We start from the raw sequence: 16,942 nt of genomic DNA, 5'->3' as shown, positions 1-16,942 counted from the left end.
GCGCGCCTCACTCTGCCGCATCGGCATCCATCATCTTTCGCATGAGGAATACCAGCGCAACGCGCTCGGCCGGGTTCAGGGCGCCGTACGTCCGCTCGGTCACTTCCTTGGCGAAAGGCACGGTGTGATTGATCAGGGCCAAACCTTGTTCCGTGGCAGTCACGAGCAGCTTGCGCCCATCGCTCGGGTCGGCCGTGACCTCGATGAGTTTTCTCGCCTTCAGCCGCTCGATCACGCCACGGATAGTCGCCTGATCGATCGCCGTCGTCTTGACGATGTCGTTGAGCGAGCACGATTGCTTTTCCTTGACCGTGCACAACGCGACGAATTGCGCTGCCGTCAGGTCCGAGTCCGGAATGGCGTCCTGAAAGATGGCGACGTGGCGCTGATAGGCGCGCCGAAGCAGGTGGCCGATCTGATCGTGGAAGTCGTAAGAGTCTTTTCGCGACGTCATGAGGCGGTGCCAAGGTTGGAGTGGGTGAAGTGTACACCCTGTAAGCGCGGCGACTAAAGCACTGTTATCAGGGGATTTGCGCTGCGTCAAACGGGTGATGTCACTGCAAATACGCCGCGCTTCATCCGGGTGCATGCCGTGTGGTGAAGCACCAAACGCGGGACGGTATGCACCGGCGCGTGACGTTGATCGCAATTTATAACGTACACATTAATTTTCCGATTAAAAAATACGCGATCATTCGGTGACGTTGTGTGCATTTCGATACACCGAAAACGCAAGAAAACGCCTTGATTTATAGGTATTTCATCATTGTGCAGCGCATCTGAGTGCAAACCCCTAGGCGATGGCATGAACATTGCGTTGCAATGATTATTTGAGTGTCTACAATGTATTTGCGCGAACAAGACGCGCGCAAAGTCCGACGAACCTTTTGCATGTTTGACCCGGAGCTGAAGATGACGAAACTGTTCAAGCGCGCTTGCCTGACGTTGGGCGCCGCGGCCATGTTGCTGCCCGCGGCGCGCGCGGTTAACGCCGAGGAAATCTCGGTGACGCAGTGGGGTAACAGCCTGTACGGGCTGCCGTATGCCGTGGCGATGGACAAGGGATTGTTCAAGAAGTCCGGCATCGACATTACCGGCATCCTCAGCTCGGGTGGTGGCGGCACCACGGTACGCAACATTCTTGCCAGCAAGACGCCATATGGCGAAGTCGCCGTGTCGGCAGCCCTCGCGGCCGCCCGTCAGGGCATGGATGTCGTGATCGTCAACGTTGGCACGCGCAGTGTGGCCGAGGCGTCGATGGTGACGATGCCCAATAGCGACGTGAAATCGATCGACGATCTGGTCGGCAAGAAGGTGGCGATCACCTCGCCCAAAAGCGTATCGGAAATGCTCTTCCTGATGGCCCTGCGCGACAAGGGCATCGATCAGAGCAAGGTCACGCGCGTGGCCTCGGGCGGCTACGTCAATGGCATGACGATGCTGGAGCAGGGCGCCGTGTCGGGTGCCGTCGCCATCGAGCCGCTGTCGATCGTGCGCAAGGACAAATATCGCGTGGTGTATCGCGCGGGCGATCTGCTGCATCCGATGACCACGTCGGTCGGTATCACAACGCGCGAGTTCGCCAAATCGAATCCGGATACCTTACGCGCGATTATTGCCGGCCGCCGCGCGGGCGTCGATGCGACGTATGCCGATCCGGCGGGCGCCGCGAAGATTCTCGAAACCAGCTTCAAGCTCACCCCGGCGGTCGCGAAAGAAGCCGTCGACAACATGGTGCGCTCGCGGATGTGGAGCACGGGCGAGTTTAATCGCGCCGAGCTGGACCGCATGGTCGACGGCCTGAAGCTCGTCGGCGAAATCAAGGACAACGTCGATTGGTCGAAACTCATCGACACCCGCTTCCTGCCTGCCGACCTGAAGACCAAGGGGACCCTATGAACCTGCCGTACGCGAATCCGATGCTGCATATCGTCGAAGGGGGCGCCGCGCGCGTGCCTGTACCGGTCGAACAACCCGAACCGCACGCCGTGCTTACCGGCGTGACGCGTTACTTCAGCAAGCCCGGCGAGCGCGAACTATTCCACGCGCTCGGTCCCATCGATCTGACCCTGTTCAAGGGCGAGTTCTTTTCGGTGGTCGGCCCGTCCGGTTGCGGCAAATCGACGTTGCTCGATGCGCTCGCCGGCCTCGCCAAGCCCAGCAGCGGCACGGTGTCGTTCGAGGGCATGCCGGTCAAGGGTGTGCCCGACGGTGTCGGCGTGGTGTTTCAGGAAGACGCGTCGTTCCCGTGGCTCACCGTGCGCGACAACATCTCGTTCGGGCTGCGCATGGCAGGCGTCGACGGGGCGGAAGTCAAACGCCGCGTCGACTATGCGATGGGATTCATGGGGCTGCGCGACTTCGCCAACGCCTATCCGGCACAGCTCTCCGGCGGCATGCGTCAGCGTGTCTGCATTGCACGCACGCTGGTCATTCAGCCGCGCCTGATTCTGCTCGATGAGCCGTTTGGCGCACTGGATCAACAGACCCGCCTGCTGATGGGCGACGAGTTGCTGCGTCTGTGGCGCGAGACGTCGGCCACGGTCCTGCTGATTACGCACGCGCTCGACGAGGCAGCGATGTTGTCGGACCGCGTCGGCGTGATGTCGTCACGCCCGGGCCTGTTCATCGATATCGTCGAGACCGGCTGGGAGAGAGAGCGCGACAGCACGGTGGTGTCGACGCCGCGCTTCGGCGAGATCACCGCACGCCTGTGGGAGAAGCTGCGCATCGAATCGCTCAAAGTCATGGGCGCAGACCGCGCCGCGCACTGATGGCCCGACGCCAGGAGTCATGATGAAACGAATGATCAAGCGGGAAACCGCGTGGCGCAGCGGCGTGGTGATCGGCTTCGTGCTGCTCATCGAGTTTCTGTGCCGGGTGGGCACCATTCCCACGGCAGTCATGATTGCCCCCAGTGCGATGGCAGCCCATGCGATCGAGATACTGCGCGACGGGCGCTTCATGCACGATATCGTGACGAGTTTCGTCAATATCGTGGCGGCATCGGTGGTGGCGGTTGTGCTCGGCTTCGTGCTGGGTCTGGCGATTCACGTGATGCCCGGCGTGCGCCGCGCCGTCGAGCCGATCATGGCGAGCTACTACGCGGTGCCGACGTTCATCTTCTACCCGGTGTTCATCGTCTTGTTCGGCGTCGGTTCGCTGCCGATCATCGCCATTGCCGTCATGCTGGCCGTCGTCACCATGATTACGGCCACGTTGACGGGGCTCGATCGCATCCCCCGTTCGCTGTCGAAGACCGCGAGTGTGATGCGGCTCTCGCCGTGGCAGTCGGCGCTGCGCGTGAAACTGCCGGCAGCACTGCCGTACCTGTTCAGTGGCGTGAAACTCTCGGTGGCCTATGCGTTCATCGGCGTGATCGCGTCCGAGTTCATCCTGTCGGGATCGGGCATCGGCTACGCCATCGGTTATGCCTACAACAACTTCCAGAACGACGACATGTATGCGCTGATGCTGATGGTGCTCGTCGCGGTCACGCTCATCAATCTGGTGCTCAACCGCCTCGACACGCGCTTTCAGGCGCGGCGTCAGCGCTGAGCGGGTCACGGAGAATTCGTATGAAGAAGCTGATCGGACCGTTGGGCGTGGTGCTCGTTGTGGTGCTCGCATGGGAGGCATTGCATCTGGCGGTAGGCAGTGCGTCACTGAGCTCACCGGCAGCCACTGCCGTGGAGCTTTGGCAGATGCTCGGCACGGCGTCGTTCTGGGATAACGTCGCAGAAACCGGGCGGGCGTTGATTTATGCCCTGATCATCGCGATCGCCGGCGGGATTGCGCTGGGCGTACTGCTGGGCATCAATCGCATGGCCGGCACCGTGGCCGAGCCGCTGCTCGTCAATCTGTACTCGTTGCCAAAAGTCACGCTGTATCCGCTCGTGTTGCTGATTTTCGGGTTGGGGCTGTCGGCCAAGGTGGCATTTGGCGTGATGCACGGCCTGATCCCGATTCTCGTGTTCACGATGAACGCCATTCGCCAGATGAAGCCGGTGTATGTGCGTGCGGCCCGCACGATGGCCATGCCGTTTCCGCAGATCGTCTGGCATATCGTATTGCCGGCGATCTTTCCGGAGATCGTGGCCGGCATGCGGCTGGGCTTTTCGCTCACGCTGCTGGGCGTGTTGATTGGGGAGATGTTTGCGTCGCAGAAGGGCTTGGGCTATCTGCTGACCAATGCCATGAACCTCGGCGACATCGGCACGATCATGTCGGTCGCGCTGTTCCTCACGTTGTTCGCGCTCACGTGTAACGGCCTGCTCATGGCCGCCGACAAGCGTCTGAAGCATCGGTAAAGCGGATCGTCCGCCGGGCGCGCCGTTCACGACATTGTGAACGGCGCGCTCGTTCGCATTGATCGCAACGCGCCGACCGATTATCATCTCGTTCCAGCGAAAGAGCGGACAGGACTCCTATCGGCGTCTCCAACCGCCGTGCCCATCGCGCTTCGCCACTTCCCCATGAACCGTGCATTGATCCAGTGCATGCGTTTCGCCGCTTCGCTTCCTCGCCCTTCAGCCTCTCGCCGCTAACGTCGGTGTGACAGGCGGGCGACGCCGATTGATTGCCCCTCATCCTCGCGGAACCGTGCATCGCCGAAATGGGCCGTGCTGGCCGCCGGTCGAGTATTTGATCCACAACGCACGCCATGCCCGTACCCATGAAGTTCCGAGATACCGGACCGAAACACGCCTCGCGTCAGCGCGTCAAATCGCCCAAGCCCCATGTCATGACCTTGCTGCTGGCCACGGCATTCTCGTCGGGGGTGTCGGCACAAACCCCGTCCGCTGCCGATACCGCGCTCAGGCCCGACGTCGCGCACAGCGAAGGCCAACTAGCACCGACGACGGTGAGCGCCTCTGCGTTGAGCGATACGGACCCGGGGCCGGGCGGTCAGGTCGCCAAAGGCGGGCGCGTCGGCATGCTCGGCGACAAAAGCACCATGGAGACACCGTTTTCGGTGACCAGCTACACGTCGGAGCGTATCGAGAACCAGCAAGCCGTGACGCTCGCCGAAGTGCTGAACGCCGACCCATCGGTCCGATTCACCGGACAAATCGGTGGCGTCACGGACTCTTTCTTCATTCGCGGCTTCCCGATTAATGAAGGCAATCTGTCTGAAGTGGCTTTCGACGGTGTCTACGGGGTGTCGCCGAATTACCACCTGTTTACCGAGTACATCGAGCGTGTTGAAGTACTGCGCGGTCCGGCCGCGTTGCTCTACGGGATGTCGCCGAATAGCGGCGTCGGTGGTGTAGTCAACATCGTTCCCAAACGCGCGCTCGCCAAAGATCTGACGCGAGTCACCGTTGACTACGCCACCAAGAGTCAGGCAGGCGTCGCCGTCGATGTCAGCCGTCGATTCGGCGATGAGCGCCAATGGGGCATTCGCTTCAACGGCTTGCACCGTCAGGGCGACACGGCGCTGGACAACCAGTCGTCGCGCGCCGAGGTCGGCGCCTTGTCTCTTGACTACCGCGGGACACGGTTGCGCGCATCGCTAGATGTGATTGAGCAATACCAATGGGTCGATGCCCCGACCCGGCCGTTTCTCGTCGCCGCCGGCATCCCGGTGCCGTCGGCCCCAAGCGGCGCAAGGAACGTGACGCAGAAATGGGGTTGGTGGAAGTCCAACGATCTCTCGACGCTGGGGCACGTGGAGTACGACCTGTCCGATAACGTGACGGTCTTCGCCGACGCAGGCACGGCAAAATCCGACGTTTCGCGGCTGTCGGATCAAACGCCGACGATTCTGGACGGGTTCGGCAACACCTCGGCCGTCCCGCAGAACTGGAAATTTCAGGTCAATCGCACCACGCTCGACACCGGTGTCAGAGCGAACTTCCGTACCGGCGGCATCTCACATGCCTTGACCGCCCAAGCCAACTACTACACCGATCGCGTCGCCTCTGGCGCCAATTCCGGCACGGCGGTGCTGTCGAATATCTACTCGCCCGTCGATCGGCCGGAACAATTCATCGGCGCCCCAACGCGCGTTCCGCTGGCGTCTACGTCGACGCTCTCGGGCATCGCCTTGGCCGACACCATCGGCCTGTTCGCCGACCGGTTGCAGCTGACGCTCGGTCTGCGCGGGCAGCAGGTCCGCTCAAACAATTACAACGCCGTCACCGGTGCGGTTTCGACGGCCTACGACAAAAGCGCCGTCACGCCGCTGGCCGGTGTGGTGTTCAAGGCAACGCAAGACATCTCGCTGTACGCCAATTACATCGAAGGTCTGAGCAAGGGCGACGTGGCACCGACGACCGCGAGCAATGCGGGCGAGGTGTTCGCGCCGTACAAGACGCGACAAAAAGAGGTCGGCGTCAAAGTCGCTATGGGCGGCGTCATTGCGACGCTCGCGGCGTTCGAGATTACCAAGCCGAGCGGATCGCTGAGTGGCACGGTCTATAGCGTGAACAGCGAGCAGCGCAATCGCGGGCTGGAACTTACGATGGCCGGTGAACCTTACGCGGGCGTGCGGTTGATCGGCGGCCTGACTTGGCTGAATGCGCAGTTGACCAAGACGCCGAATGCCGCGACGCAGGGTAAGCGTCCTGTCGGCGTGCCGCAGCTCATGGCAAACGCCGGCGCGGAGTGGGACGTGCGGTGGGTGCCGGGCCTCACGCTGACCGGTGCGGTGACCTACACCGCAGACGAGAACGTCAACCAGACCAACACGCAGTCGGTGCCCTCATGGACGACGGTCGATCTGGGTGTGCGATACAAGACGAAGCTGGTCGGGAAAAGTACGACGTTCCGGGTGGGCGTGAACAATGTGTTCGACCGGCACTACTGGTCTGGCGTGGCGTCGTACGGGACGATTTCGCTGGGGGCGCCGCGCACGCTTTACGCCTCGGCCGCCGTCGATTTCTGATCTTCCGATCTGGGCGCGGGCTGCCTCAGCCCGTCGCCACACCCCAGATCCGTTTGCGGTTCAACAGCAGGGGGATGGCACCGATGGCGATGCCGCCCATCCCGACGATGTTGGTCACCCAGTCGAAGGTCGGGATGCTGTAGAGCGCGATGAAGAACAGGAAGGCGCCGCTCGCCACCGGCCAGATCACGTGGGTCACCGCGACCCACGGGCCTTGCGTCAGCACATGCCGGTAGTACCAGCCACACGCGAATCCGGTCAGCCCGAGGTAGAAGCAGATCTGGAAGCCGATGGCGGTAATCGAGTCTTGCAGGATCACGTTGATCGTCGGGAGATAAGACGACATCAACAGCAGCGCGAGTCCGGTGATCCAGATGAAGAAGATGGCGATGTGGGGCGTTCGCCAGCGGGGATGCAGGCGCGCATAGCGATGGTGGAGGGCACCGTCGCGGCTCTTGGCGAACAGCGTGCGCGTGAACTGCAGCATCTGCGTCTCGACCGTGCCCACGGTGCTCAGCAATACCGCGATGATCGCGACGTAACCCCACGTCGGCCCGAGCAGCTTCTCGGCGATCGCGAAAATGATGTTCGTGTTGTAGTGCTGAATCTCGGCGTCCGACAGCCCGAGCAGCGCGATGACAATGAAGACGAGGAAAAACACCATCAGGAACACCATCGACCAGAACGCTGCCCGGCCGGGGGTACGGTTTGCGTCACGCGTCTCCTCGCTGAGGTTCATGGTCACGTCCCAGCCATAAAAGAAGAAAATCGCGATCAACGCGCCACTGGCGAACGTCTTGGGCGTGAATGCCAGCGGCCAGAACCAGCCCCACGAGAACGCATGCTGCTGCGCGTGGGGGAACACGAAGAAGCTCGCGACGATGATCACGAGCAGGATGATGCCCTCGACGACCGTCATCAGCACCTGCACATAACTCGTGAGCTTGATCCCTTTGACCACCACGGCACTGACGAAGGTCAGCCACGCAGCGGCGATCAGCGTCACGTAGTGCACGTTATTCATCATGGGGCGATTGAAGATCAGCAGCGTGGCATTGGCCGCCGGAATCATCGCCGACACCATGAACACGCAACACAGCACGAGCAGCGCCCAGCCGGCAAAGAAGCCGAGGCCGCGCCCGAAGACCATGCTGACCCACGAGTAGGATGTTCCGGCGCTCGCCAGTGCGCGGTTCATATTAATGAACGCGTAGGCAATGCCGAACATGATGAGGCCGCACACCAGAATGCTGGCCGGCGAGAGGGTGCCGGCGGTGCCGATGATCGTGGACGTCGTGATCTCGATGCTGTAGGCGGGCGCGGTGCCCGCGATGCCCATGATCACGGATTCGACGATACCCAGCGAGTCGGCGTTGAGCTTGGCGGGTGAGTCCATGGGCACGCAACTCGCGGTTGTCGTCGATGGGTCGACTTTTACTCCGAGCCGGACCAAGAGACAAGTCAGGTTGTCCCGCGAATCGACCAATTCTCCGTAATTTCAATCAGAAAGAAATTTCACCGAAATTCATCGAATAATTTCACATAGGTGAAATCTCTAATATCGACGCGGAATTCGGCTGCCCAGAATGCAGGCTCAGATCACTGCAACGTCTCGCCCTGGAAGGTCGCATATGGATACCACCGAAATCGGCTGTTTCACCGCACGGCAGCCCCGCAAGGGAAACCGGACCCGCGATGTGATCGCGGCGAACTTTGGCACGTTCTTCGAGTGGTTCGATTTGCTGGTGTACGCGATGTTCGCGATCACCATCTCGAAACTGTTCTTCCCGCAAGGCGATCCGCAGTCGGCGCTGTTGTTCAGTCTGATGACGTTCGCGAGCTCCTTCCTGATCCGGCCGGTCGGCGCGGTGGTGCTGGGCATGATGGCCGACAAGGTCGGCCGGCGCGCCACGTTGAGCTTTGCCGCCATGCTGATGCTGGCCGGCACGGTGCTGATCGCCGTCTCGCCGACCTATGACACGATCGGCGTCTGGGCACCGGTCATTCTCGTGACGGGCCGCCTGCTGCAAGGCTTCTCGGTCGGCGGGGAGTTCGGCACCGCCAACTCGTACCTGACGGAGCAGAGCGCCTCGCGCAAGGCGTTCTTTGCCAGCCTGCAATTCTCCGCATCCGGCCTTGCCGTGCTGGCCGCGTCGCTGTTCGCGTACTTCCTGAACCACTTCCTCACGACGGACCAGATCAATTCGTGGGGCTGGCGTCTGCCGTTTCTGTTCGGCTGCCTGATCGGTCCGGTGGGCCTGTATATCCGCTCGAAGATCGAGGAGACGGCCGACTTCGAACAGGTCAAGCGCACGGGTGCCACGGTGCAGAACCCGCTGGCCGAGACGTTCCGGTCGCACAAGCGTTTCGTGCTGATTGGCGCGGTGGTGGCTGCCGCCGGCGTGGTGGCCAGCTTCCTGAACCTCTACATGCCGACGTTCGCGATCAACAATCTGGGGCTGACCAAAGACGACGCCTTCATCGCCTCGATTTGCAGCGGCGTGGTCTGCACGTTCGTGCCCATGCTCGGCGGGATTGCCGCTGACCGGCTGGGCACCGTCAAGGTGATGCGCACGGCACTGATTCTCGGCGTGATTCTGGTGTTCCCGCTGTTCCAGATGCTCACGCGCTCGCCGTCGCTGCTGACGCTGGCCGTCTTCCAGTGCACGCTGTCGTTCGTGTTCTACAGCTTCTACTACGCGCCGATCGGCTCGCTGCTCTCGCAGTTGTTCCCGACCTCGTGCCGCACCACGGGCGTATCGATCGCCTACGTGGTCGCCCAGACGTTCTTCGGCGGCATTACGCCGCTGGTGGTCGGCTTCATGGTCAAGGCGACGGGCAGCGTGATGGCCCCAGCGTACTACATCGTGATCATTGCCGTATTCGCGCTGATGGGGCTGTACGCCAGCCGCAAGCACGTGACGTGATGGCCTGAAGTAAGACCTAGCGAGACCCGGCGAGGTCTTGTAACACCTCGCACAGTCCCGACTGACTAACGTTTCAGCCCGGCCACCCTTCAAGGGTTGCCGGGTTTTTGTCCTTGGCGAAGCCGCAGCAGATCGACTGGCTTCGGTGCGTCCATCGTATGCAGTTTTTGCAATGACAACGCTTATTGATGCCATTGTCTGCACGGCAGCGCTGCGCCAAGATGATTTCACGTGCTTGCCACCCGATGCCCCACGCGGCACGAGGGCAAGCCCTCTGGAGTTCACGATGAACATTCGACAACTGGAAGCCTTCCGCGCCACGGTCATGGCCGGCACCGTCAATGGGGCCGCCGAGATGCTCGGCACGTCGCAATCGACGGTCAGCCGGCTGATCGGCCACCTTGAGCGTTCGCTCGCGCTGCCGTTGTTCGATCGGGCCAACGGCCGGCTGGCCGTCACGCCCGAAGGGCAGTTGATCTTCGAGCAGGCGGAGCACGCTTACCGGTCGTACGAACGCATTCGGGAGTTGGCCGGCGATGTCCGGCAAAACCGCGTCGGCCATATCGCTATCGCGTGCATGCCGGCGTTGGGTCTGAGCTTTCTGCCGGGTGTCATCAAGGCGTTCTGCGAGAAATACCCCGGCGTGACGATCTCGCTGGAGATCCAGTCGTCGACACGCGTGGAGGACTGGATTGCCGCGCAGCAGACGGATTTCGGTCTGGCCGAGCTGCCGTTCTCCCGCGCCGATGTCGCCGTCGACGAGTTTTGCCGGGTGCCGTACTACGCCATTCTGCCGCCGGGCCACGCGCTGGCCGCCAAGCGCGAGTTGCAGCCGCGCGATGTCGACGGCCTGCCGTTCATCTCGATGACGAGCGTCTGTCAGGTGCGCCATCACGTCGACCAGTTCTTCGACGCACATGGCGTGCGCCGCGTGACGTCGCTGGAGACGTCCTATCTGCAAGCGGTCAGCGAGTTCGTCCATCTGGGGATGGGCGTGGCGCTGGCCGATCCGTTCACGGTGCACGCCAACCTCGACCGGGTCGTGGCGCGTCCCATGCGGCCCAGCCTCGATTTCGGCGTGGGGCTGCTGTATCCACGGCACCGGCCACTGCCGAAGGTGTGCCGCACCTTTATTGCGTTCATGCGCGAATACCGCGACCGGTGTTTTGCCGACGTTGCGGCGCGCTGCGGTGTCTAGCGTGCTGCCAGTCAACCCATCACCCCCATCCGTCAGCTTTTGAGAAGAGACCGCCCCATGACGACTGATCGCAAAATGAAACTCGGCCTGTCGATGCGCTACCTCGGCTACCACGTGGCCGCGTGGCGTCACCCCGACGTGCCGGCCGCCGGCGCGCTCGACTACCGCTACTTTCTGGCGAATGCGCAGAAAGCCGAAGCCGCTAAGTTCGACATGATCTTCTTTGCCGACGGGCTGGGCATCCGGGCGCAGGACAACCCGCGCGGCGCGCTGGCCCGCGATATGCGTAACGCCGAGCTGGAGCCGCTCACGCTCTTGGCCGCGATTGCCGCGCACACGTCCAATATCGGTCTGATCGCCACCGCCTCGACGACCTACAACGAACCGTTTCACGTAGCCCGCAAGTACGCGTCGATCGACCACATCAGTGGCGGGCGCGCTGGCTGGAACGTGGTGACGTCGTGGTCGAACGAAGAGGCGCGCAACTTTGGCCGTGACGAGCATCTGGGCTACGAGGAGCGCTACGAGCGCGCCGACGAGTTCGTCGAAGTCGTCAAATCGCTGTGGCAAAGCTGGGAAGACGATGCGTTCATCCGTGATAAGGCGAGCGGCGTTTTTTACGACGAAGCCAAGCTGCATGTGCCGAACCATGCTGGGAAGCACTTTCAGGTGCGCGGCCCGCTGAATTCTGCGCGAACCCCACAGGGGCGGCCGCTCATCGTGCAAGCGGGCGCGTCGGAAGCGGGGCGGGCACTGGCGGCGCGCGAAGCCGATGTGGTCTACAGCAACTCGCACAACCTCGCGCACGCACAGGCTTACTACCGAGATTTGAAGGGGCGTCTTGCCGCCCATGGCCGCACGCTGGACGACTTGCTGATCATGCCGGGACTGACACCCTTTGTCGGCCGGACCCGGCAGGAAGCACAGGACAAGTTCGATCAGTTGCAGGCACTCATCGACCCGATCAGCGGGCTGGCCAGCCTGTATGACGCGCTGGGCGATTTGTCGGGCTATCCCGTGGATGGGCCAGTGCCGCAGATCGAGCCCAGCCGCAACATCCGCAGCATTGCCGACAACCTGCTCGCGATGGCGCGCGACGAGAACCTGACGATTCGTCAGCTATATCAACGCGTGGCGGCCACCTACACGGTGCGCATGGTGATCGGCACCCCGGCGGACATCGTCGATCAGATGGAGGAATGGTTCAGCAACGAGGCCGCCGACGGTTTCAATATCTGCCCGGCGACGCTGCCGCACGGCATTGACGACATGGCCGAGCTGGTGGTGCCCGAGTTGCGCCGCCGGGGACTGTTCCGCAGCGAGTACGAAGGCACGACGCTGCGCGGCAACCTCGGACTGAAGCCGCTGACGTACCGGCAAGGCGGAACGACGTCATGACTTCAACCGTCCAGATCCCCGACTTTCAGCAGGCGATGGCGTCGTTCCCCGGCGGCATCACGGCCGTGACGACGCGCGGCACCGATGGCCCCATCGGCATCATTGCGACCGCTGTGTGCAGCCTGTCGGCCGAGCCGCCGTCGATTCTAGTTTGTGTTCACAAGAGCGCGTCGGTGCATGACGCGATTCTCGATGCCGGGCGTTTCGCGGTGAATCTGCTGTCGACCGGTCATCGCGAGCTCGTTGCGCGCTTTCAGCAGGAGCGCGGGGCAGCGCGCTTCGAGGCCGATCTGTGGACGCAACTCGAGACGGGCGCGCCGATTCTCGCCGACGCTGCCGTGGCGCTCGACTGCACGCTGCTCGATACGCACGACGGCTATTCGCACACCATTATCGTGGGGGCGGTCGCGGCGACGCGCGTGGGCAAGACACCGGACGCCGGCTGCCTGCTGTGGCACGACAGGACGTATGCCCGAAGCACCCCGCTGACGGCATGAAGTGACAAATAACGACGGTGGGGCGGGGGGATCCGGATTGACGCTATATCGAAATCACTCTAAGCTTTTTGAAGTGTGATTGAAATTCGCCGGGCGTACGTTTCACACGCCCCCGTTTGCGTCTCTCTGGTGTCCCCGATCCCTTTTCGCCATGTCATCGAAGCCGAAAGCCGTCACCGCCGCACCGCTATCCGCATTCTCCGAACCTGACCTCGACGCATCGGGCCGTCCCGCCGACGATTTGGACCCCGCGGTCCAAGCCAGCGATATGGAGTTGGGTATGCGTCTGCGAGCGATGCGCACCGAGCGCAAGTTCACGCTCAAGGACCTTGCCGCGCGCGCCAACATGTCGATCGGCATGCTGAGCCAGATCGAGCGCGGCGTGAGTTCGCCGTCGATGCGCTCGCTGCGCCAGCTCTGCCATGCGCTGGGCGTGGATGGGGCGGCGCTGTTCACATCGATGCCCGCCGTGGCAGAAGACGCACCGAGCGCCACGACCGAGCCGAGCGAGTTCGTCGTCTGGGCCAGCCAGCGCAAACCGCTGCGGCTGGCAGGGTCGGGCGTCACCAAGTCGCGCATCACGCCGCTGAATTGCGCGTCGCTGGAGGCTTTCATGATGGAGCTCGAACCGGGCGCGGCGTCCGACTCGAACCTGTTGGTGCAAAGCGGCGACAAGGTGGGCTACGTGCTCGCCGGCAAGTTGCGCGTGTTCATCGACGACACCACGCTGGTCCTCGGCCCCGGCGACACCTACGGCTTCACCGGTAACCGCCCGTATCGCTGGGAGAACGCGTGGGACGAGCCCACCGTGTTCATGGTGGTGAACAGCAACCACTTCTACGTCTGAGCGCAGCAGCGGTGCAGAGGCTGCGCAGCTTTCGCGCGGATTCCTGAATTCTTTCTCCTATTGTCGGCAGGTAATTTATGGCTAGCGTTCTCCCCAAACAGGTCGATGTCGCGATCATCGGGGCAGGCATCATCGGAATGAGCACCGCGTGGGCGTTGGCCAAAGCCGGCTTGCGCGTCGCAGTGTTCGAGAAGGGCGTCATCGCGGGCGAGCAGTCGTCGCGCAACTGGGGCTGGATTCGTACCGTCGGCCGCGACCACAAGGAACTGCCGCTGGCGATGCAGGCGATCGGTCTGTGGAAGGAGATTCAGGCGCAGCATGACGTGGGCTACCGCCAGACCGGCGTGGCTTATCTGGCCGAATCGCAGGAAGATTTGGATGGCTACCGCAAGTGGCTCGACAAGGCGTTGCCGCTGGGCGTACCCGCCGCACTGTTGAACCGCGACCAGCTGCCCGACCTGTTCAAATCGCGCTCGGCGCGCAACTGGATCGGTGCCTTGCATTGCGCCTCCGATGGCGTGGCCGAGCCCGAACGGGCGACGCAAGCGATTGCCAAGCTGGCGATCGCGGCCGGCGCGCAGGTGTTCGAACAGACGGCCGTGCGCGGTCTCGATCGTGAAGGCGGGCGCACGAGCGGCATCGTCACCGAACAGGGGCGCGTCGCGGCTGATGCCGTGGTGCTGGCCGGTGGCGCGTGGTCGCGCTTGTTCTGCGGCAATACGGGAGTCAGCTTCCCGCAGTTGAAGGTGCACGCGTCGGTGCTTCGCACGACGCCCGTGGACGCCGGGCTCGACCTCGCGATCAATGGCAAGGATTTCACCTGCCGCAAGCGGGCGGACGGTGGCTATTCGGTGTCGCAGTTGGGCGCGTCGGTCGCCGACCTCACGCCGGACAGCATTCGTCTGTGCCGCCAGTTTTTCCCGGCGTGGCTCTCGGAGAAAAAGTATCTGAAACTGCGTGTCGGCAAGCGTTTTCTCGACGAGTTGATGATGCCAACCCGCTTCGGGCCGGATGCTGCGACGCCGTTCGAAGCGCACCGTACACTCGATCCGGCGCCCGGCATGAAGTCGATCGGCGTCGCGCTCGACAAGCTCAAGCAAGCCTTCCCGGAATTCCAGCCCGCGCAAGTCGCGCACGCTTGGGCCGGTTTCATCGACGTCACACCCGACGCCATCCCGGTGATCTCGGGTGTCGACAGCGTGCCCGGCTTCTATCTGGCCTCCGGCTTCTCGGGCCATGGTTTCGGCATCGGGCCTGCCGCCGGTGCACTGATGGCCGATCTCGTGCAGGGCAATACGCCGTTGGTCGACCCGCATCCCTTCCGCCTGTCGAAGTACGACAGGCATTGATTCCTACGTCATTTCCTATTGATAGAAAGAGGTGAGTTGTGGCCGAAAGTCATTCGCATCTGGTGCGCTTCAGCGCGGGTCCTTTGCAGAACCCGGAGATCGGCAAGCCGCGCCGTCCGATGGAAGGCGATACCGTGTTTCGCAGCATGACGGGCTTCGAGGGTAACGGCGGGCGTGCGTCGTCCGGCATCTGGGAAAGCACGGCTGGCAAGTTTCGGTCGGATACCACCGGGTACATCGAGTTCGGGTACATCCTCGAAGGCGAGTGCCGCATCGTCGACCCGGATGGCACCGTGCATGCGCTGAAAGCCGGTGATCCGTTCGTGATGCCCGAAGGCTACAAGGGTCACTGGGAAGTCGACGCGTTCGTCAAGAAGGTTTGGTTTGTCTCGCTGACGAACTGACGAGTTCATCTGCCGGTGGCGGCTGCCAGCCGCCGCCGAGCGCCTTGTATAACGCCACCGATGCTTGAAGTCTGGCGAGTCGCAACTGCACTTGCAGATCTAGCGAGGCAAACAACGTGCGTTGTGTATCGAGCAATGTGAGCATGGTGTCGGCCCCGGCACGGTAGCGCGATTGTGCCAGCGTGAACGCCGTACGCGCCTGCGTTAGCTCGCGTTGCTGTGCCGCTTGCTGACGGTCGATGCCATCAATGGCGTTGAGCGACGCCTCCACGTCACCGAACGCCGCGACGATCGTGCGCCGGTAGTCCGCCAGCAGCGCCTCCCGCTGCGCAACCCGCAGATCGCGCGCGCCCGCCAGCGCACCGCCATGAAAGATCGGCGCGCTCAACGCTGCTGCGACGCTGTACACCGGGTTCTCCAACACCGTATTCAAGCGACCGCCCGAAAACCCGATGCCGCCCGTGAGCGAGACGGAGGGCAACATGCGCCCGCGCGCTTCGCGCACGTCGGCGTCGCTGGCGGCCAATAAGGCCTCGGCACGCGCGATGTCGGGACGCCTTGCGATGAGATCGCGGGGCAGCGATGCGACCGTGGGCGGCGCGGATAGCGCGTCCAGCATCGGGGTATTCAAGGCAACGTCGCCTAGGTGGTGTCCCATCAGCACTGCCAGCGCATTCTCGCTATCGGTCGCGTCTTGGTTTCGGGCCGCGACGTTGCGCAACTGCGCTTCGTAAAGCCCTTCCTGCTGGGCGAGATCGAGCGTCGTGGCCTGTCCGGCCTGCGTCTGCGAACGAATGAGCCGCAGCACCTGCGCCGCGATGTCGCGCTGCTGCATGGCAATGGTCACTCGCTCGCGCGCCGCCGCCAGCGATAGCCAAAGATTGGCGGCACCTGCCGTCACAGTCAGTCGAACGGTGTCCCGATCAAAGGCGCTGGCGCGCAGTTGCGCGAGTGCGCTGTCGCGGGCGGCGCGGTTGGCGCCCCAGAAATCCAATTCGTAAGTCGCGGTCAATCCCAACGCCAGTGTGGTGCCGGTCACGTCGGCCTGACCGCCCATGCGCCCTTGTCTCGACGCAGATCCGCTGCCGTCGAGCGCGGGCAGCAACGGCGCGCCCGCAATTCGTGCCAGCGCCTGCGCCTGCCGGACGCGGGCATAGGCGGCGGCGACATCGAAGCTGTCACGTTCGGCCAACGCCACGACCTGATCGAGCGACTCGCTTCCGAAGGCGCGCCACCACGCCTGATCGACAGGGGCGACACTCGACGGCGCAGCCGACGGGCTGCCGGATTGCCAGACGACAGGCGTTGCGACTTCGCGCGGGGCAGGCGGCTCGTGCAGCGCACATCCGCCGACAAGCAATGCCACGCATGCGAGCGACAGAGATTGTGCTGTCGTACGGCGAGGGATGATGGAAATGAGCTGGCGGCGCATG

At 63.0% G+C, this 16,942-nt stretch carries 15 protein-coding genes; 12 read left to right on the top strand and 3 right to left on the bottom strand.

Annotation, left to right across the window (positions count from 1 at the left end):
* Nucleotides 1–7: 7 nt before the first annotated feature.
* Nucleotides 8–454, bottom strand: a complete 447-nt coding sequence (locus PIN31009_RS12085; RefSeq protein ID WP_058378695.1) for a MarR family winged helix-turn-helix transcriptional regulator — start codon at nucleotides 452–454, stop codon at nucleotides 8–10.
* A gap of 458 nt (nucleotides 455–912) precedes the next feature.
* Here PIN31009_RS12085 and PIN31009_RS12080 point away from each other — a divergent pair, with 458 nt between their 5' ends.
* The 5 genes from PIN31009_RS12080 (at nucleotide 913) to PIN31009_RS12060 (ending at nucleotide 6,889) form a co-directional block, all read left to right on the top strand.
* Nucleotides 913–1,899 carry an ABC transporter substrate-binding protein gene (locus PIN31009_RS12080; protein WP_150790412.1) on the top strand — a complete coding sequence of 329 codons (987 nt, stop codon included), beginning with the start codon at nucleotides 913–915 and terminating at the stop codon, nucleotides 1,897–1,899.
* Entirely contained in the window at nucleotides 1,896–2,774 is an 879-nt protein-coding gene (locus PIN31009_RS12075; RefSeq protein WP_246185634.1) for an ABC transporter ATP-binding protein, read from the top strand. Before PIN31009_RS12080 ends, PIN31009_RS12075 begins: the two co-directional genes overlap by 4 nt.
* Nucleotides 2,775–2,793: 19 nt before the next feature.
* On the top strand, nucleotides 2,794–3,558 hold the full coding sequence (locus PIN31009_RS12070) for an ABC transporter permease (protein ID WP_150685428.1): 765 nt from the start codon (nucleotides 2,794–2,796) through the stop codon (nucleotides 3,556–3,558).
* A 20-nt stretch (nucleotides 3,559–3,578) separates the two neighbouring features.
* Nucleotides 3,579–4,310, top strand: a complete 732-nt coding sequence (locus PIN31009_RS12065; RefSeq protein WP_150685429.1) for an ABC transporter permease — start codon at nucleotides 3,579–3,581, stop codon at nucleotides 4,308–4,310.
* Between the two features lie 434 nt (nucleotides 4,311–4,744).
* On the top strand, nucleotides 4,745–6,889 hold the full coding sequence (locus tag PIN31009_RS12060) for a TonB-dependent receptor (RefSeq protein ID WP_246185633.1): 2,145 nt from the start codon (nucleotides 4,745–4,747) through the stop codon (nucleotides 6,887–6,889).
* 25 nt (nucleotides 6,890–6,914) lie between these two features.
* On the opposite strand, the gene PIN31009_RS12055 is transcribed toward PIN31009_RS12060, so the two are convergent.
* Nucleotides 6,915–8,285: an APC family permease gene (locus PIN31009_RS12055; protein ID WP_150790410.1), complete on the bottom strand. Its 1,371-nt coding sequence runs from the start codon at nucleotides 8,283–8,285 to the stop codon at nucleotides 6,915–6,917.
* A 235-nt stretch (nucleotides 8,286–8,520) separates the two neighbouring features.
* On the opposite strand from PIN31009_RS12055, the gene PIN31009_RS12050 reads away from it, so the two are divergent.
* From PIN31009_RS12050 to PIN31009_RS12020, 7 genes are all read left to right on the top strand, one after another.
* Nucleotides 8,521–9,816, top strand: coding sequence for an MFS transporter (locus tag PIN31009_RS12050; RefSeq protein WP_150685432.1), 1,296 nt, complete (start codon nucleotides 8,521–8,523; stop codon nucleotides 9,814–9,816).
* Nucleotides 9,817–10,102: 286 nt separating this feature from the next.
* On the top strand, nucleotides 10,103–11,014 hold the full coding sequence (locus PIN31009_RS12045; RefSeq protein WP_150790409.1) for a LysR substrate-binding domain-containing protein: 912 nt from the start codon (nucleotides 10,103–10,105) through the stop codon (nucleotides 11,012–11,014).
* Nucleotides 11,015–11,071: 57 nt separating this feature from the next.
* The gene (locus tag PIN31009_RS12040) at nucleotides 11,072–12,412 is read left to right on the top strand and encodes an LLM class flavin-dependent oxidoreductase (RefSeq protein ID WP_150790408.1); all 1,341 of its coding nucleotides are present in this window, start codon (nucleotides 11,072–11,074) and stop codon (nucleotides 12,410–12,412) included.
* Nucleotides 12,409–12,909: a flavin reductase family protein gene (locus PIN31009_RS12035; RefSeq protein ID WP_150790407.1), complete on the top strand. Its 501-nt coding sequence runs from the start codon at nucleotides 12,409–12,411 to the stop codon at nucleotides 12,907–12,909. Before PIN31009_RS12040 ends, PIN31009_RS12035 begins: the two co-directional genes overlap by 4 nt.
* A gap of 151 nt (nucleotides 12,910–13,060) precedes the next feature.
* Nucleotides 13,061–13,756, top strand: a complete 696-nt coding sequence (locus PIN31009_RS12030) for a helix-turn-helix domain-containing protein (RefSeq protein WP_150790406.1) — start codon at nucleotides 13,061–13,063, stop codon at nucleotides 13,754–13,756.
* A gap of 77 nt (nucleotides 13,757–13,833) precedes the next feature.
* Nucleotides 13,834–15,105, top strand: coding sequence for an NAD(P)/FAD-dependent oxidoreductase (locus PIN31009_RS12025; RefSeq protein ID WP_150790405.1), 1,272 nt, complete (start codon nucleotides 13,834–13,836; stop codon nucleotides 15,103–15,105).
* A gap of 38 nt (nucleotides 15,106–15,143) precedes the next feature.
* Complete coding sequence (locus PIN31009_RS12020) at nucleotides 15,144–15,509, top strand: cupin domain-containing protein (protein WP_246185632.1); 366 nt, start codon at nucleotides 15,144–15,146, stop codon at nucleotides 15,507–15,509.
* Here the strand turns inward: PIN31009_RS12020 and PIN31009_RS12015 are convergent.
* Complete coding sequence (locus PIN31009_RS12015; protein ID WP_246185631.1) at nucleotides 15,475–16,941, bottom strand: efflux transporter outer membrane subunit; 1,467 nt, start codon at nucleotides 16,939–16,941, stop codon at nucleotides 15,475–15,477. The two genes, PIN31009_RS12020 and PIN31009_RS12015, sit on opposite strands and share 35 nt — an antisense overlap.
* Between the last annotated feature and the right edge of the window lies 1 nt (nucleotide 16,942).

Origin of the sequence: Pandoraea iniqua (genome assembly GCF_902459685.1) — a bacterium.
GTDB classification, from domain to species: domain Bacteria; phylum Pseudomonadota; class Gammaproteobacteria; order Burkholderiales; family Burkholderiaceae; genus Pandoraea; species Pandoraea iniqua.
The sequence above is the reverse complement of the archived record's forward strand: the minus strand, read 5'-3'. Positions and strand labels throughout refer to the sequence as shown.

Excerpts from the sequence above, each read along its gene's own strand:
- PIN31009_RS12035 (WP_150790407.1), top strand. The coding sequence starts at position 12,409 with ATGACTTCAACCGTCCAGATCCCCGACTTTCAGCAGGCGATGGCGTCG.
- PIN31009_RS12040 (WP_150790408.1), top strand. The coding sequence starts at position 11,072 with ATGACGACTGATCGCAAAATGAAACTCGGCCTGTCGATGCGCTACCTC.
- PIN31009_RS12025 (WP_150790405.1), top strand. The coding sequence starts at position 13,834 with ATGGCTAGCGTTCTCCCCAAACAGGTCGATGTCGCGATCATCGGGGCA.
- PIN31009_RS12070 (WP_150685428.1), top strand. The coding sequence starts at position 2,794 with ATGATGAAACGAATGATCAAGCGGGAAACCGCGTGGCGCAGCGGCGTG.
- PIN31009_RS12080 (WP_150790412.1), top strand. The coding sequence starts at position 913 with ATGACGAAACTGTTCAAGCGCGCTTGCCTGACGTTGGGCGCCGCGGCC.
- PIN31009_RS12030 (WP_150790406.1), top strand. The coding sequence starts at position 13,061 with ATGTCATCGAAGCCGAAAGCCGTCACCGCCGCACCGCTATCCGCATTC.
- PIN31009_RS12085 (WP_058378695.1), bottom strand. The coding sequence starts at position 454 with ATGACGTCGCGAAAAGACTCTTACGACTTCCACGATCAGATCGGCCAC.
- PIN31009_RS12065 (WP_150685429.1), top strand. The coding sequence starts at position 3,579 with ATGAAGAAGCTGATCGGACCGTTGGGCGTGGTGCTCGTTGTGGTGCTC.
- PIN31009_RS12075 (WP_246185634.1), top strand. The coding sequence starts at position 1,896 with ATGAACCTGCCGTACGCGAATCCGATGCTGCATATCGTCGAAGGGGGC.
- PIN31009_RS12015 (WP_246185631.1), bottom strand. The coding sequence starts at position 16,941 with ATGCGCCGCCAGCTCATTTCCATCATCCCTCGCCGTACGACAGCACAA.
- PIN31009_RS12055 (WP_150790410.1), bottom strand. The coding sequence starts at position 8,285 with ATGGACTCACCCGCCAAGCTCAACGCCGACTCGCTGGGTATCGTCGAA.
- PIN31009_RS12050 (WP_150685432.1), top strand. The coding sequence starts at position 8,521 with ATGGATACCACCGAAATCGGCTGTTTCACCGCACGGCAGCCCCGCAAG.
- PIN31009_RS12045 (WP_150790409.1), top strand. The coding sequence starts at position 10,103 with ATGAACATTCGACAACTGGAAGCCTTCCGCGCCACGGTCATGGCCGGC.
- PIN31009_RS12060 (WP_246185633.1), top strand. The coding sequence starts at position 4,745 with ATGACCTTGCTGCTGGCCACGGCATTCTCGTCGGGGGTGTCGGCACAA.